Source organism: Streptomyces sp. NPDC031049 (assembly GCF_055571015.1).
This window is the reverse complement of the sequence record NZ_JBVIGC010000010.1, coordinates 33,090-48,758: the sequence shown is the minus strand read 5'-3', so window position 1 is coordinate 48,758 and position 15,669 is coordinate 33,090. Positions and strand designations below refer to the sequence as shown.

Sequence of the window (15,669 nt, the reverse complement as noted above, 5' to 3'; positions counted from 1 at the left end):
GCCGAAGGCCGATAGGTTCGGCCGAGTCCACCACCGGACGCCCGACCGGGGAACCTCCGCGCACCGTCGCGGCGCCGCTGGGTCAGGGACGGTGTGCCGCACCGGGGCACCGCCACTGGGAGCCAGGCTCAGCGCTCACGCCGCTACGAGGGAACGTTCCGGCCGGTCGGGAGGTGTGACCCGGGTGGGGCCCGGGCGCTCAGTAGACAACGGCTTTCGGTCGACCCGCAGCCAGCGGGTCCCAGGTCGGCCCGAAGGGCGCCGGGCCCCCATCCGCAGCGCTGCGGCGTGTCGAAGACCGCATTCCTACCCGGATCTCGCCGGATCACACTCCCTTTCGCACGTCCCGACGCGTCATCGCAGGCCGCGGCCACTATGGTGGTTCTCTGCGCTGGTGGACGTGAAGGGGCAGCAGTGAACGACGGCGACGGGACGCGCGAGGCATCGGGCCGGGAACGACGGTTCGGTCCGCTCGGCACGGCCCTGGTGATCATCCCGACCTACAACGAGGCGGAGAACATCAAGGCGATCGTCGGCCGGGTGCGCGAGGCCGTCCCCGACGCCCATGTGCTCGTCGCCGACGACAACAGCCCCGACGGCACCGGCAAGCTCGCCGACGAACTGGCCGCCGGGGACGATCACGTCCACGTCCTGCACCGCAAGGGCAAGGAGGGCCTGGGCGCCGCCTACCTGGCCGGCTTCCGCTGGGGCCTGGAGCGGGACTACGGCGTGCTGATCGAGATGGACGCCGACGGCTCCCACCAGCCCGAGGAACTGCCCCGGCTGCTGACCGCCCTCAAGGGCGCCGATCTGGTCCTCGGCTCCCGCTGGGTGCCCGGCGGCCGGGTGGTGAACTGGCCGAAGTCCCGGGAGTTCATCTCCCGCGGCGGCAGCCTGTACTCGCGCCTCGCCCTGGACCTGCCGCTGCGTGACATCACGGGCGGCTACCGCGCCTTCCGCCGGGAGACCCTGGAGGGCCTGGGCCTCACCGAGGTCGCCTCCCAGGGCTACTGCTTCCAGGTCGACCTGGCCCGCCGCGCGGTCAAGGCCGGCTACCACGTCGTCGAGGTGCCCATCACCTTCGTGGAGCGGGAGCTGGGCGACTCCAAGATGAGCCGGGACATCCTGGTCGAGGCGCTGTGGCGGGTCACGGTGTGGGGCGTGGGGGAGCGGGTCGGCAAGATCCGCGACCGCGACCGCAATCCCTGATCCCCGCTTATCCCGCCCTGAGCCGGCGCCAGGCACACTGGGGAGTATGACGACTGGCGCTCAGACCCCCAGGTACCCGGCCCGGCCCCGGCGCTCGCGACTGCGCACGTTCCTGCCGCTCGGTGTCGCCGCGTGGCTCGTGCTGGAGATCTGGCTGCTGACGGTGGTCGCGGGGGCGTCCAACGGCTTCGTGGTCTTCCTGCTCCTCGTGGCCGGGCTGGTCCTGGGCTCCGTGGTCATCAAGGCGGCCGGGCGCCGGGCCTTCCGCAACCTGACCGAGACGCTGCAACAGCAGCAGGCGGGCGTGATGCCGGACGCGGCCCGGCCCAACAGCGAGGGCAACGGCCTGACGATGCTGGGCGGCCTGCTGCTGATCCTCCCCGGGCTGATCTCGGACGCCCTGGGGCTGCTGCTCCTGCTGCCGCCGGTCCAGAAGGCGGTGAGCCGCCGCGCCGAGCGCACCTTCGAGCGCAAGCTCCGCGAGGCCGGCTCCGGCGCCCTGGGCGACGCCTTCCGCCAGGCCCGTATGCACCGCCCCGACGGCAAGGTCGTCCCGGGCGAGGTCGTCCGCGACGACCACACCGACGACACCCCGCGCGACCCGCGCCCGCCACTGACCCACTGAGCCGGGCGGGGGCCCGGCCGGCTCGGGCGCATCGCCGCCGCACCGCGCGGCGAACGCCGGACCCCATGGCACGCACCGCTGGGCATGGCAGAGACCGCACTCCACGGCACGGACCGCGGGGCACGGCAAAGACCGCGGGCGCCGTACAGTCATGTACGGCGCCCGCGGTCATTCACTCAGGTGCGCTGAAACGCGCCGGAGCCCCGCAGGGCTCACGCACTCTTGCGGCTGTCCCGCGGATGGACCGCGATGTTCATCGCCCCGGAGCGCAGAACGGCCAGCCGCTCCTCGAGGACCTCTTCGAGCTCCTCACGGGTGCGCCGCTCCATCAGCATGTCCCAGTGTGTGCGCGCAGGCTTGGCCTTCTTCTCCTCCGGACCGTCGCCGTCCACCAGGAGTGCCTGGGCCCCGCAGACCTTGCACTCCCACTCCGGCGGGATCTCCGCCTCCACCGAGAAGGGCATCTCGAATCGGTGCCCCTTCTCGCATGCGTACTCCACGGCCTGGCGCGGAGCCAGGTCGATGCCGCGGTCCGTCTCGTAGCTGGTCACCACGAGGCGCGTGCCGCGAAGAGCTCGCTCACTCATGAATCGTGCCTCCCGGGCTTGTCGCCCACAGGACAGGTGTCGCTGTCGTCGTCATCCGGTCAACGTCCGGTCGGCGGTAAAGATTCCCGTCCCGAGTCCCGTTCAGGGTCATGTGTCGCCGTCGTAGCCGCAGCCTTGTCAACCAGTGCAGTACCCACAGGCGTCCGGTTTGTCACATCTGCTAGGAGATGTCACCCAGCGTTTCGGCACCTTTGACGCGCAGTAACGGTACGCCTGGCAGGCCAAACGCGTACACTACAGCCCTTTCGTGCCGAGTGCTAAATCCTTTCGGGTACGGGGTTGCCCGCGTCGGCGATCGCCCGCCGTACCGGTACCCGGGCGAGCAGGAGGAAACCGAGCACGAAGAACGCCACCAGCGAGATGATCGCGTCCCGGTAGCTCCCGGTCAGCTGGTAGGTCAGCCCGAACAGCAGCGGCCCCAGCCAGCTCATGCCGCGGTCGCTCAGCTCGTACGCGGAGAAGTACTCGGCCTCCTTGCCCGGCGGCACCAGCTGGGAGAACAGCGAGCGGGACAGCGCCTGGCTGCCGCCGAGGACGAGTCCGATCCCGGCCGCCAGCACGAAGAACCACACCGGCGCCCCGGCCGGCAGGAAGTACCCGGCCGCCAGCGTCACCGTCCAGGCGACCAGGGAACCCAGGATCGTGCGCTTGGCGCCGTGGCGCCGGGCCAGCCTGCCGAGCAGCAGCGCGCCCGCCACCGCGAGGACCTGCACCAGCAGCACCGCCACGATCAGCGTCGACTGCCCGAGGCCCAACTCCTTGGAGCCGTACACCGAGGCCTGAGAGATCACCGTCTGGATGCCGTCGTTGTAGACCAGGTACGCCAGCAGGAAGGCCAGCGTCAGCGGGTGGCGGCGCATGTCGCGGACGGTCGCGGCGAGCTGCCGCCAGCCGGGCAGGGCCGCCTGACGCCCGGGGGCGCCCGGCTCCGCGGCGGAGGCCCGGCGGTCGCGCAGCCGGCGCAGCGGTACGAGCGCGAAGCCGCCCCACCACAGACCGGCCGAGGCCAGGCAGATGCGGACCGCGGCGCTCTCGCTCAGCCCGAACGAGTCGTGTCCCGTGTACAGCACCAGGTTGATCACCAGCACCAGGGCGCCGGCCGCGTAGCCGAAGGCCCAGCCCCGCGACGAGACCGCGTCGCGCTCCTCCGGCCCGGCGATCTGCGGCAGGTACGAGTTGTAGAGCATCATCGCCACCGACTGCGCGGCGTTCGCGACGATCAGGAGCACACCGCCGAGCAGATAGCGGTCGCCGTCCAGGAAGAACATGCCGGTCGTCGCGGCGGCCCCGGTGTACGCGGCGGCCGCGAGCAGCGGCTTCTTGCGGCCCGAGCGGTCGGCTGCGGCACCCGCGAGCGGCATCGCCAGCACGGCCACGATCACCGACAGGGAGACCGAGTACGCGAAGAACGACCCGGCGCGCACCGGTATGCCCAGCGGATGGACGAAGCCGTCCGCGTCCGCCGCCGCCTCGGCGACCGAGGTCAGATAGGGGCCCAGGAACACGGTGAGGACGCTGGTGGAGTAGACCGAGCACGCCCAGTCGTAGAAGTACCAGCCGAGTTGCTCGCGCCGGCGCTCGGCGGCGGATCCGTCGCCCGCGTCCTTCCGCACGGTGTCGATGCCCACCCGTGCCCTCACTTCCCCGTGAACGCGCGTCGCCCCGGTCCCCGGCCCGGGTCAGACCCAGACGCCGCGGTCCTCCATGACCTTGCGCAGTGTGTCGATGTGATCGGTCATGATGCCATCCACGCCCAGGTCCAGGAGCCGGTGCATCCGGTCCGCGTCGTTGACGGTCCACACGTGCACCTGGAGCCCGCGCGCGTGGGCGGCGCGGACGAAGCGGTGGTCCACGACCTGGATGCCCGACTGCGTCTCGGGCACCTGCGCGGCCACCGCCGAGCGGCGCAGCGCGGCCGGGACACCCCAGGAGCGCAGCCGCAGGTTGAGCACGCCCCGGGTCCCGTAGGAGGTGGCGAGCCGGGGGCCGGCCAGCCGCTGGGCTCGGACCACGCGCGCCTCGGAGAACGAGCCGACGCAGATCCGGTCCCAGGCGTCGGTGCGCTCGATCAGCTCCAGCAGGGGCAGCAGGGCCGGTTCCGCCTTGACGTCGATGTTCCAGCGGACCTCGGGGAAGGTCTCCAGCAGCTCCTCGAACAGGGGAACGGGTTCCTCGCCCGCCACCCGCGCCTGCCGCACGTCGGCCCAGCGCAGGTCGGCGATGCGGCCCGTGCCGTCCGTCATCCGGTCCAGTGTCGCGTCGTGGAAGGCGACGAGCCGGCCGTCCCGCGTGGCGTGGACGTCGGTCTCGATGTACCGGTAGCCCGCCTCCACCGCCCGCCGGAACTGACGGAGTGTGTTCTCCAGGCCGTCCGCGGCCCCGCCCCGGTGAGCGAAGGCGATCGGGCCGGGATGGTCCAGGTAGGGGTGGCGTATCGGCGTGGTCACCGTCGCAGTATCGCGCGCCGGGGTTGCCCCGCGGCAACCACCGTGCTGCCGCCCGGTGCCGGGGGGACGGCGAACACGCGCAGGAACACCTGGGCGAGCGGACCGATGCTCACCGCGTACAGCAGGGTGCCGGCGCCGACCGTGCCGCCGAGGACGAACCCGGTGGCCACGACCGTGATCTCGATGGCCGTACGCACCAGGCGCACCGACAGCCCCGTGCGCTGGTGCAGCCCCGTCATCAGCCCGTCCCGCGGACCCGGGCCGAACCGCGCCGCGATGTACAGGCCGGTGGCCGCGCCGTTGAGGACGATCCCCGCGGCCAGCAGCGCGATGCGCGTGGGCAGCCCGTGGACGTCCGGCGTCACGGCCAGGGCCGCGTCCATCGCCGCACCGATCACCAGGACGTTGGACACCGTGCCGAGGCCGGGCCGCTGGCGCAGCGGAACCCACAGCAGCAGCACCGCCGCACCGACGAGGGTCAGGACCAGCCCCATCGACAGGCCCGTCCGCTCCGCGAGGCCCTGGTGCAGCACGTTCCACGGCTCCAGACCGAGCCCGGAGCGGACCAGGAGCGCCGAGCTGGCGCCGTACAGCACGAGACCGCCGTAGAGCTGGGTCAGTCGGCGGGGGAGATGCCCCGTGCCACGCCGTTCGCTCGACTCCTCGGACAACATGTGCCCCCCTGTGGTGGTAGTGGCCTGATGCATGACACCCTGTGGCGTGGAAGGACTCGCCATCCATGGCCAATCCGGGGAAGGTGGACTGATTCAGATGGCCCAGTGGACCTCTGCCGTGGGGGCCGCGCAGCTGGCCCGGCTGCTCGGCTCCCAGCAGGACCGTCCGGCCGGCCCCGGCACCCGGCGCCCGCCCGCCTACCGGGCCCTCGCCGACGGCATCCGGCTGCTGGTGCTGGAGGGGCGGGTGCCGGTCGCCGCGCGGCTGCCCGCCGAGCGGGAGCTGGCGCTCGCCCTGTCCGTGAGCCGCACCACCGTCGCCGCCGCCTACGAGGCCCTGCGGACCGAGGGCTTCCTGGAGTCCCGGCGCGGGGCGGGCAGCTGGACCGCCGTTCCGGCGGGCAACCCGTTGCCGGCCCGGGGCCTGGAGCCGCTCCCGCCCGAGGCCCTCGGCTCGATGATCGACCTGGGCTGCGCGGCGCTGCCCGCCCCCGAGCCCTGGCTGACCCGGGCCGTCCAGGGCGCCCTGGAGGAACTGCCGCCCTACGCGCACACCCACGGCGACTATCCGGCCGGGCTGCCCGCACTGCGCGCGATGATCGCCGACCGCTACACCGCGCGGGGCATCCCCACCATGCCGGAGCAGATCATGGTGACGACCGGGGCCATGGGCGCCATCGACGCCATCTGCCACCTCTTCGCGGGCCGCGGCGAGCGCATCGCCGTCGAGTCCCCGTCGTACGCCAACATCCTCCAGCTGATGCGGGAGGCCGGGGCCCGGCTGGTGCCCGTCGCCATGGCCGAGGGCCTGACCGGCTGGGACATGGACCGCTGGCGCCAGGTGCTGCGCGAGGCCGCGCCCCGCCTCGCCTATGTCGTCGCCGACTTCCACAACCCGACCGGCGCGCTCGCCGGCGAGGACCAGCGGCGGCGGCTGGTGGACGCGGCCCGGTCGGCGGGGACCGTGCTCGTCGCCGACGAGACGATGAGCGAGCTGTGGCTGGACGAGGACGTCAGCATGCCGCGGCCGGTGTGCGCCTTCGACCCGGCCGGCTCCACGGTCGTCACGGTCGGTTCCGCCAGCAAGGCCTTCTGGGCCGGTATGCGCATCGGCTGGGTGCGCGCCGCACCCGACGTGATCCGCAGCCTGGTCGCCGCGCGCGCGTACGCCGACCTCGGCACGCCGGTGCTGGAGCAGCTCGCCGTGAACTGGCTGTTCGGCACCGGCGGCTGGGAGCAGGCCGTGCAGGTCCGGCGCGACCAGGCCCGGGAGAACCGGGACGCGCTCGTGGCCGCCGTACGCCGGGAGCTGCCCGCCTGGGAGTTCGAGGTGCCGCGCGGCGGGCTCACCCTGTGGGTGCGCAGCGGAGGCCTGTCGGGCTCCCGGCTCGCCGAGGCCGGGGAGCGCGTGGGCGTGCGGGTGCCGTCCGGGCCCCGGTTCGGGGTCGACGGTGCCTTCGAGGGGTATGTGCGGCTGCCGTTCACGGTCGGCGGAGCGGTCGCGGAGGAGGCGGCGGTGCGGCTGGCGGCGGCGGCCCGGCTGGTGGAGAACGGGGGAGCGGGGCCGTCGGAGGCGCCGCGGACCTTCGTGGCCTGAGCCGGGCTTTCGTGGCCTGACCCGGACATACGGGTGGCGCCCCCGCGGGTCGCGGGGGCGCCGTCGTCGGTCCCTGCGCTTATACGGAGTCCGGGCCGGGGGCGGTCCGGGTCACTGCTTCGTGAGTGTCGGGACCGGCTTCCTGGACGCGGGCTCCGGCTTGGTGAGGACCGGTACCGGCTTCCTCGGCGCGGGCTCCGGGCCGGGGTCGGTGGGGGCTGCCTCCGCGTCCGGTGCGGGCTCCGGCTCGGTGAGGACCGGTGTCGGCTCCTTCGCCGGGGACTCCGGCTTGGTGAGGACCGGGACCGGTCGCTTCGGTGCGGAGTCGGCGTCGGTGGTGGAGGCGGGCGCCGGTTCCGGTGACGGCGCCTCCTGCCCGTCCGGCTCCGTGAGCGCGCCGGCGGGTACCGGCTCCGGCCCGGGGTGGTCCGGGTCCGCCCCGTCGGCCGGTGCCGGATCGCCCATCGCGTCCTCCGGGACGTGCTCGCCGTCGGCCGGGGTGGTGCGCGGCGGCAGCAGCGCCATGACCGCCTTGCGGTGGGCGTCGCTCGTCGCGTCGTCGTACGGGTCCGGGGTCGCCGGGACCTGGATGCGGTGGACCGGCCCCGTTCCCAGCCGGGCATAACCGCGGCCGGGCGGGACCTGGTCGACGGGCGTGGTGTGCGGGGGAGCGCCCAGCACGGTCGTCAGCTGCTCGGTGGTGGCGGGGCCGAGAACGACACGCGCGCGTGTGTGCTGTCGTACGGCGTCGCCGAGGGTGTCGAACGCGTCCAACTGGTCCGCCACGACCACCGTGACGTGCGCCGCCCGGCCGTGCCGCAGCGGGACCTGGAGCAGGGACTGCGGGTCCCGGCGGCCCTCGGCGGCGGCCAGGTGCGCGAAGGCGCCGGGCCGGTCCAGCAGGACCCACAGGGGCCGCTTGGTGTCGTCCGGCGGCGGGTGGCCCTCCTGGCGGGCCCGGTTCAGGGAGATCAGCCGGCGCTCCGTCTCCTGTGCGGCCCACTCCAGGCTGGCCAGCGCCCCGGCGAGGCCGCACTCGACGGCCAGGACGCCGTCGCGCCCGGTCAGACAGGCGTACTCGCCGGTGCCGCCGCCGTCGACGATCACCAGGTCGCCGCCGTGGTGCAGGGCCTGGAGGGCCAGGGAGCGCAGCAGAGTGGAGGTGCCGGTGCCCGGCTGTCCCAGGACCAGCAGGTGGGGCTCGGTGGAGCGGACACCGGTGCGCCAGACGACCGGCGGTACGTCCCGCTGCTCCTCGCCGTGGGTGAGCGGGAGCGTACGCTGCACACGCGTGGGGTCGGTGAACCCGAGGACCGCCTCGCCCGGCGCGGTGACGAAGCGCTGGGCGGCGATGTCGGTGGGCAGCGGTGCGAGGACGGTCACCGTGAGGTGGTTGGCCTCCTCGTCCCAGGCGTAGTGGTACTCACGGCCCCGGCCGGCCTTCGCCGTGAGCAGGTGCTCGATCCGGGCACGCGCCTCGGGCTCGCCGTCGGTGAAGTACGCCGGGTAGCGGATCACCAGGTGGGAGAAGCGGCCGGTGTCGTCGAACTCGTAGGCCGGGAACGCCTTCTCCCAGGCGCCGCCGTGCGAGTAGAGCGGGTCGGGGTCCTCGGGGATCGAGAAGTAGGGCACCAGCGCCTCGTACAGGGAGGACAGGCGCTGGGTGCGCGGCTCGTCCGGCCCCTCGGGGGCGGGCGGGGTGCCGTCCCGGCCCTGCCAGGCCGCCGCCGCCATCAGGGTGATGACGGCGAGCAGCGGGCCGTACGGCATCAGCGCCACGACCAGGACCACCGAGGCCACCAGGAACAGCAGCGCGCCGCGCCGGTCCTTGGGGGTGTCGGCCCAGCGGCGCCGCGCGGCCGACGCCAGCCGGCGCAGGCCGCGCGCGATCGTGATCAGCGGCTGGAGGACGTCGGTGGCGCTGTCGGCCGCCGTCCTGGCCAGCTCCCGGCTCCGGGCGAGCTGTGCGCCGCCGTTGCTCAGAATGCGGGGGAGGGGGCGCCGGGCCACTGCTGCCTCCTGGGAGTGCGTACGGGAGAGGGGTCGGTCAGAACTTGATTCCGCCGAGGAGGCTCGCCAGGCTCTCGCCGCCCGCCTTGATGCTCGGTGCGATGGCCGTGCTCGCCAGGTAGAAGCCGAACAGCATCGCCACCACGGCGTGCGAGGCCTTCAGTCCGTCCTTGCGGAAGAAGATGAAGACGACGATGCCGAGCAGGACCACGCCTGAGATCGAGAGGATCATGTGAGTTCTCCTGGTTCGCGGGGACAGTCACCATGAGTACTTCCAGGATCACAGGATGAATCCATACGATAAAAGGTGCAAGCGGGTGAAAATTCGTACATTTCGCCCGCGTGGCGCAGTGCTCGGCAGGTCGGCAGGATCGCGGGGTTGCGTCCGGCCGGGTCTGTGGTGATCTTTACCTCCGGCGCATCCGGTCATGTGCCGCACGAGCCAGTACCCTGGCGATTCACTCGTACGGCCGCACCGCTCGCGGCCGTGCGCACACGGTTCCCCAACGTTCGTACGTTCGTAGTGAGAGGCGGTCCGGCCGATGACTGATGCCCCCGACCCCGAGGTCGTGGAGCTGGCGACCAAGATCTTCGATCTGGCCCGGCAGGGGCAGACCGAAGCGCTGGTGGCGTACGTCGACGCCGGCGTCCCGGCCGACCTCACCAACGACCGCGGCGACTCCCTCGTCATGCTCGCCGCCTACCACGGCCACGCCGACGCGGTGCGCGCCCTGCTGGCCCGCGGCGCGGAGGCCGACCGGATCAACGACCGGGGCCAGACCCCGCTCGCCGGGGCCGTCTTCAAGGGCGAGACCGAGGTCGTCAAGGCCCTCCTGGAGGGCGGAGCCGACCCCTCCGCCGGCACCCCGTCGGCGGTCGACACGGCCCGGATGTTCGGCCGGACCGAGCTGCTGGAGCTGTTCGGCGCGCAGTGACGCGCAGCCGGACCAGTGGCGACGCCGGGGTGAACCCGGCGCTCTGACCGGGGAAATCACGGAAAACGGGGGAGGCGGTACGAGGCCGCCGAAATATCGGTCGCGGCAGCTGTGACCGCCGGGCCATCATGACGACGTGGTTCACGGACGTGATGGCTGGGCAGGTGTTGCCGCACCGCGCGGACCGTGACGCGGTCCGCAAGGGCCACCGACGAGAGGCAGAGGAAGATGGTCTTCGGCAAGCAAGAGACGGCGGGCGCTCCGACGTGTTGTCACGCGGCCAGGTAACGCGTTCCCCGGTTGCGTCGACGCTTGATGTGAGGCTGTGTTTCCCATGTTCGATCCGGTCATAGCGCCCAGCGGCACCCTGCTCGGCCTGCTTCAGCGGGGCCGCGGCGACGGCACGCTGCACGCGCTCACCGCGCCCCGCGCGGAGGCGCTCGCCGCCCTCAACCACTGCGTGCTGCGCGACCCCCGCCACGACTGGCAGGTGGAGAACCGCTCCCTCTACTACGCCCGCCTGTACCTCGACCTCGACGGTGAACTGGACGCCGTCGAAGCGCACCTCTTCGACCCCGAGGACGCCCTCGACACCGAGGAGTCACGCACCGGGCTCGCCCTCGCCGTTCTCGGCCACCTGGCCTCCTACGGCAGGCGCGACGCCCTCGAACTGCTGCGCCGGTACGCCGCCCAGGGCAGCAACTGGGCCTGGGCCCTCGACGAGCTGGCGCTGCGCGACGACGACGCCGGACTGCGCGCCCTCGCCGCGCCCGTCCTGGCGCGCTTTCCCCGCGACGCGGAGGGCGAGGCCGAGCTGGCCGCCGCCGTCCGGGACGCCTTCGAGCCGAGGCCCTGGCGGCTGTGGGCCGAGGACCCCCGCGAATCGATCGCCACGCGGGTGCGTGCCGCCCACGAGGCCGGCTGCTTCGACCGCTGGCAGCGGCAGCTGAGCCCGACCGGGCCGCGCCCCGGCTGGAGCGTGCAGGCCGTCTTCGAATGGGCCCAGCAGGGCCTGGACCGCGGCGCCGCCCTCCATGTGCCGGCCGCCCGATGTCTCACCGCCGTCGCGGGACCCGACGACCGGCCCGAGATCATCGAGGCCGCCAGGTCGGGCGGCGACGGCGCCCGCTGCACCGCCCTGCGCTATCTCGCCGGCGGCCACGATCCCGACGCCCTCGACCTGATCGAGGGCGCCGTGTCCACCGGCTCGACGGTCGTCGTGGAGGCCGCCGTCGACGCCTTCGAACGGATGCGCACCACCGCCGCGGTCGAACGGGCGCGTGCCTGGGTCCACCGGCCCGACGCGCTCGGCGCCGCCGCCGGACGCGTCCTCGCCTGCCGGGGCGGGGTGCACGACCGGGACCTCGTCCTCGCCGCGCTGCGCGAGGCGGTCCGCGGCGACGGCCCGGACGCCCCGACCCTGTGGACCCTCGTCGACGGAGCCGGACGGCTCGGCATCGCCTGCGCCGCGCCCGTGCTGCGGCACGTCTACCGGGAGACCGCCTCCTCCCATCTGCGCGGCCGTGCCGCCCGGGCACTGGCCGCCACCGATTCCTCCTTCGCCACCGGCTTCGCCGTCGAGTGCCTGTGGGACTGCGAGGAGTCCACCCGTGAACTCGCCGCGCGGCACGCCGAGACCGGCGACAACCGCGTCGTCGAACGCCTGCGCAGGCTCGCCGCCGACCCCGCGGAGGAAGCCGAGGTCCAGACGGCCGTACGGAGCCGGATCGGGCCGGACGCGCCGGCGGTGTGACGGGCGGGCGGCCCGCGGGGCGGGTGGTGGTCCGCGGGGCGGGTGGTTCGCGGGCGTGGGGTCGTCGGGGCGAGCGTCGCCGATGCGGCCGGCAAGAGGGGCGGCAGCAGAAGACCACCGCTTCCGGGTGGTGGCCGGTGCACACGCGCGTGCGGCCGGGGAGGCGGAGAAGCGTCGGCGCCGGCATTGCGGTCGGCGACAGGGTCGGCAGGCGGCCGGCGACGGGAGGCGGCAGGTGGCCGGCGACGGGAGGCGGCAGGTGGCCGGCGACGACGGGGTCGGCAGGCGTCGGACGACCGCCGACGGCCCCGGACGTGAGGAGGGGGTGGCCATGGGCGGCCGGGCGCCCGGTCCGCGTGAACGGGGGATGACCCGCGGATCAGCCCGGTGTGGACGCGGGCCGGCCCGCCCGGGGGCACAGCGCAACGCTCATGGGCCGTTCCTCGGTGCGAAAGATCCACGTTGACGCGAGCACGTCCAGCCCGGCGACAACACCGGTATGCGTGTCGTCATCGTGACCGAATCCTTTCCCCCCGATGTGAACGGCGTGGCCCACTGCGCGCTCCAGACCGCCCGGCACCTCGTCGACCGCGGTCACACTCCCGTCGTCGTCGCCCCGGCACCGGCGCCCGGCAACCGCCCTGACGACCCCGACCCGGGCCGGCTCGTCCCCGGCGCCCCGGTCGTCCACGTCCCCTCCCTCCCGCTCCCCGGCTACCCCCAGGTCCGCGTCGCCCTCCCCAGCCGGCGCCTCGCCGCCACGATCACCGAACACCGGGCCGACATCGTCCACCTGGCCAGCCCCTTCGTCCTCGGCGTCCGCGGCATGGCCGCCGCGGCCCGGCTCGGCGTGCCCGCCGTGGCCGTCTACCAGACCGACCTCGCCGGATACGCACGCACCTACATGGGCGCGGGCGAGGCGGCGGCCTGGCGGCGCATCCGTGCCGTGCACTCCGCCGCCGACCTCACCCTCGCCCCGTCCAGCGCGTCCCGGCGCGACCTCGAGGCGCACGGAGTGCCCAGGGTCGAACTGTGGCCGCGCGGCGTGGACACCGTCCGCTTCCGGCCCGAGCTGCGCGACGCCGCGCTGCGCCGGGAACTCGCCCCCCGCGGCGAGCTGATCGTCGGCTACGTCGGGCGGCTCGCACCGGAGAAGCGGGTCGAGCTGCTGGCCGGGGTCTGCGGACTGGACGGTGTGCGCGTCGTCGTCGTCGGCGACGGGCCCAGCCGGCCGCACCTGGAACAGGCCCTGCCCGGCGCCCTCTTCCTGGGCCGCCGCACCGGCGAGGACCTGGCCCGCGTCTTCGCCTCCCTGGACGTCTTCGCGCACACGGGCCCCTTCGAGACGTTCTGCCAGACCGTGCAGGAGGCCATGGCCGCCGGTGTGCCCGTCGTCGCCCCGGCCGCCGGCGGCCCGCTGGACCTGGTCGACCACGGCCGCACCGGGCTGCTGGTGCCGCCGGACGACGCGGACGCCCTGCGGGACGCGGTGCGGGCGCTGGCCGCCGACCCCGCACTGCGCACGGCCTGCGGCGCCGCCGGGCGGGCGGCCGTCCAGGGGCGCACCTGGACGGCCGTCGGCGACCGGCTGATCGACCACTACGCCGATGTCCTCGCCGCACGGAAGGCGGTGCTGGCGGCATGAGCGCGCTCAGGATCGTCCGGCTCGCCAACTTCGTCGCCCCCGCCTCGGGCGGACTGCGCACCGCGCTGCGCGAACTGGGCAAGGGATACCGGGAGGCCGGTCACGAGCCCGTCCTGATCGTGCCGGGCGAGCGCGCGGACGACCGCGAGACGGAGCAGGGCCGGGTGATCACGCTCCCCGGACCGCCGCTGCCCGGGACCGGCGGCTACCGCGTCCTGACCGACCGGCGGCGCGTGGCCGCCCTGCTGGAGGACCTGGCCCCCGACCGGCTGGAGGTGTCCGACCGGACGACGCTGCGCTGGACCGGCAAGTGGGCCCGGCGGGCCAGGGTCCCCGCCGTGATGGTCTCCCACGAGAGCGCCGACGGCGTCCTGCGCACCTGGGGCCTGCCCGAGAAGACGGCCCGGCGCACGGCCGACGCCCTCAACACCCGTACCGCCCACACGTACGCGCGCGTGGTGTGCACGACCGAGTTCGCCGAGCGGGAGTTCGTACGGATCGGCGCGCGCAACGTCGTACGGGCACCGCTCGGCGTCGATCTGACGGTGCGGCACCCGGCGCTGCGGGACCCGGCGGTGCGTGAACGGCACGCGCGCGTGGAGGACGCGCTGCTGGTGATGTGCTCCCGGCTGTCGGTGGAGAAGCGTCCCGGGACGGCGCTGGACGCCCTTGGGGCACTGCGACGCCGCGGACGGCGGGCGGTCCTGGTGGTGGCCGGGGACGGGCCGCTGCGCCCCCGGCTCGAACAGCGGGCACGGGAGGCGGGGCTGCCGGTCGCCTTCCTCGGGCACGTCGCCGACCGGGGCGCGCTGGGCGCGTTGCAGGCGTCCGCCGACGTGTGCCTGGCGCCGGGTCCCGCCGAGACCTTCGGGCTCGCCGCGCTGGAGGCGATGGCGTGCGGCACGCCCGTGGTGGCCAGTGCGTCGTCCGCGCTGCCCGAGGTGATCGGTGCCGCCGGGGCCGTCGCCGCCGATCACGGGGAGGCGTTCGCGGACGCCGTGGAGCGGCTCCTCGACCGCCCGGAACGCGACCGGCGGGAGAGGGCACGCGCGCGTGCCGAGTGCTTCGGCTGGGACACGGCCGTCACGGCGTTCCTCGACGCCCACGACGCGACGCCTCCGGCGCGTCCGCGGCCCCGGCCCGTCGTACCGGAGGGCGTGGCATGAGACGGCCGCCGCGCTTCGTGGCACTCGGCGACTCGCTGACCGAGGGCGTGGGCGACCGCGTGGGAGACGTCTGGCGCGGCTGGGCGGCGCTCCTGGCCGCCGGACTGGCGGCCGGGCCCTGGGAAGCACCGGGCCGCGTGGGGGCGGGGGCGACTGGTCCGGGGGACGCGGGTTCGTCCGGCCCCGTGGAGGCGAGGGAGGAGAGGGCGGCCGGGGCAGCCGGGGCGGCCCGGGTGCCCGCGAGCCCGGTGGGGCCCGTCGGGTTCGCCAATCTCGCCGTCAGCGGGGCCCAGACGCGGGACGTGCTGGAGACGCAGCTGCCCGCCGCGCTGGCGCTGCGGCCCGATCTCGCCTCCGTGATCGTCGGTGTCAACGACACCTTGCGGTGCACCTTCGACATCCACGCCGTCGCCGCCCGCCTGGACCGGGTGTACGGGGCGCTCCACGCGCAGGGCGCGGTCCTGCTCACGGCCTGTCTGCCCGACCCCGGCGCCATGCTCGGACTGCCGGGCGCGCTGGGCCACCCGCTGGCCCGGCGGCAGCGGGCGGTCAACACCGTGGTCCACGCGCTGTCCGACCGCTATGAGGCGGTGCACCTGCACGCGTGCGACGGCGACTGGGTCACCGACCGCGCCCTGTGGAGCGCGGACCGGCTGCACCCGGGGGAGCGCGGCCACCGGCAGCTGGCCGCCCGGTTCCACGCCCTGCTCGCCGAGCGCGGCCTCGCCACCGGCCCCGCGCCCTCGCCCGAGCCCGAGTCCCCGGAGCCCACCCGGGCGGCCGGGCTGTGGTGGCTGGCCACCGCGGGCACCGGCTGGGTGGCCCGGCGCTGCACCGACCTGCTGCCGCAACTGCTGACGCTGGCCGCCGACGAACTGCGCCACCGCGCGCGCGGCACGAGCGCCCGGCTCGACCTGCGCGCGTCCGCCGCGGTCTCCGCCGCGCTCGCCGCCCTGCCGGCGACGGAGCCCGCGGACGCCGCGTGAACGCGTGGCACCGG

14 protein-coding genes are annotated in these 15,669 nt (G+C 74.4%); 8 read left to right on the top strand and 6 right to left on the bottom strand.

The genetic code is table 11. The features are described 5' to 3' along the window. Positions 1–414: 414 nt before the first annotated feature. Both ACZ45Q_RS18200 and fxsA read left to right on the top strand, forming a co-directional pair. Complete coding sequence (locus ACZ45Q_RS18200) at positions 415–1,209, top strand: polyprenol monophosphomannose synthase (protein ID WP_468261932.1); 795 nt, start codon at positions 415–417, stop codon at positions 1,207–1,209. Positions 1,210–1,255: 46 nt separating this feature from the next. Next, complete coding sequence (gene fxsA / locus ACZ45Q_RS18195; RefSeq protein WP_468261930.1) at positions 1,256–1,834, top strand: FxsA family membrane protein; 579 nt, start codon at positions 1,256–1,258, stop codon at positions 1,832–1,834. Between the two features lie 212 nt (positions 1,835–2,046). On the opposite strand, the gene ACZ45Q_RS18190 is transcribed toward fxsA, so the two are convergent. The 4 genes from ACZ45Q_RS18190 to yczE form a co-directional block, all read right to left on the bottom strand. After that, the gene (locus tag ACZ45Q_RS18190) at positions 2,047–2,421 is read right to left on the bottom strand and encodes an RNA polymerase-binding protein RbpA (protein ID WP_003977404.1); all 375 of its coding nucleotides are present in this window, start codon (positions 2,419–2,421) and stop codon (positions 2,047–2,049) included. Between the two features lie 278 nt (positions 2,422–2,699). After that, positions 2,700–4,070 (bottom strand): MFS transporter, encoded by a 1,371-nt coding sequence (locus ACZ45Q_RS18185; RefSeq protein ID WP_468261927.1) that lies wholly within the window; start codon positions 4,068–4,070, stop codon positions 2,700–2,702. A 51-nt stretch (positions 4,071–4,121) separates the two neighbouring features. Beyond that, positions 4,122–4,889, bottom strand: a complete 768-nt coding sequence (locus ACZ45Q_RS18180; protein WP_468261924.1) for a glycerophosphodiester phosphodiesterase — start codon at positions 4,887–4,889, stop codon at positions 4,122–4,124. Next, complete coding sequence (gene yczE, locus ACZ45Q_RS18175) at positions 4,886–5,563, bottom strand: membrane protein YczE (RefSeq protein ID WP_468261921.1); 678 nt, start codon at positions 5,561–5,563, stop codon at positions 4,886–4,888. The genes ACZ45Q_RS18180 and yczE overlap by 4 nt, the downstream gene beginning before the upstream one ends. Before the next feature lie 97 nt (positions 5,564–5,660). On the opposite strand from yczE, the gene ACZ45Q_RS18170 reads away from it, so the two are divergent. Beyond that, positions 5,661–7,160 carry an SCO1417 family PLP biosynthesis transcription factor gene (locus ACZ45Q_RS18170; RefSeq protein ID WP_468261918.1) on the top strand — a complete coding sequence of 500 codons (1,500 nt, stop codon included), beginning with the start codon at positions 5,661–5,663 and terminating at the stop codon, positions 7,158–7,160. A gap of 111 nt (positions 7,161–7,271) precedes the next feature. Here the strand turns inward: ACZ45Q_RS18170 and ACZ45Q_RS18165 are convergent, their stop codons facing one another. Together ACZ45Q_RS18165 and ACZ45Q_RS18160 are read right to left on the bottom strand one after the other, a co-directional pair. Further along, positions 7,272–9,170 (bottom strand): type IV secretory system conjugative DNA transfer family protein, encoded by a 1,899-nt coding sequence (locus ACZ45Q_RS18165; protein WP_468261915.1) that lies wholly within the window; start codon positions 9,168–9,170, stop codon positions 7,272–7,274. Positions 9,171–9,207: 37 nt separating this feature from the next. Further along, positions 9,208–9,402 carry a hypothetical protein gene (locus ACZ45Q_RS18160; RefSeq protein ID WP_030843336.1) on the bottom strand — a complete coding sequence of 65 codons (195 nt, stop codon included), beginning with the start codon at positions 9,400–9,402 and terminating at the stop codon, positions 9,208–9,210. A gap of 310 nt (positions 9,403–9,712) precedes the next feature. Here ACZ45Q_RS18160 and ACZ45Q_RS18155 point away from each other — a divergent pair, with 310 nt between their 5' ends. The 5 genes from ACZ45Q_RS18155 (at position 9,713) to ACZ45Q_RS18135 (ending at position 15,655) form a co-directional block, all read left to right on the top strand. After that, a complete protein-coding gene (locus ACZ45Q_RS18155) occupies positions 9,713–10,105 on the top strand; it encodes an ankyrin repeat domain-containing protein (RefSeq protein ID WP_468261912.1) in 393 nt (130 codons plus the stop codon). Positions 10,106–10,439: 334 nt separating this feature from the next. Continuing rightward, the gene (locus ACZ45Q_RS18150; protein ID WP_468261909.1) at positions 10,440–11,858 is read left to right on the top strand and encodes a HEAT repeat domain-containing protein; all 1,419 of its coding nucleotides are present in this window, start codon (positions 10,440–10,442) and stop codon (positions 11,856–11,858) included. Between the two features lie 499 nt (positions 11,859–12,357). Then, positions 12,358–13,503 carry a glycosyltransferase family 4 protein gene (locus ACZ45Q_RS18145; RefSeq protein WP_468261907.1) on the top strand — a complete coding sequence of 382 codons (1,146 nt, stop codon included), beginning with the start codon at positions 12,358–12,360 and terminating at the stop codon, positions 13,501–13,503. Next, positions 13,500–14,669 carry a glycosyltransferase gene (locus ACZ45Q_RS18140; protein ID WP_468261904.1) on the top strand — a complete coding sequence of 390 codons (1,170 nt, stop codon included), beginning with the start codon at positions 13,500–13,502 and terminating at the stop codon, positions 14,667–14,669. Before ACZ45Q_RS18145 ends, ACZ45Q_RS18140 begins: the two co-directional genes overlap by 4 nt. Next, positions 14,666–15,655 (top strand): SGNH/GDSL hydrolase family protein, encoded by a 990-nt coding sequence (locus tag ACZ45Q_RS18135; protein ID WP_468261901.1) that lies wholly within the window; start codon positions 14,666–14,668, stop codon positions 15,653–15,655. The genes ACZ45Q_RS18140 and ACZ45Q_RS18135 overlap by 4 nt, the downstream gene beginning before the upstream one ends. The last annotated feature ends 14 nt before the right edge of the window (positions 15,656–15,669 follow it).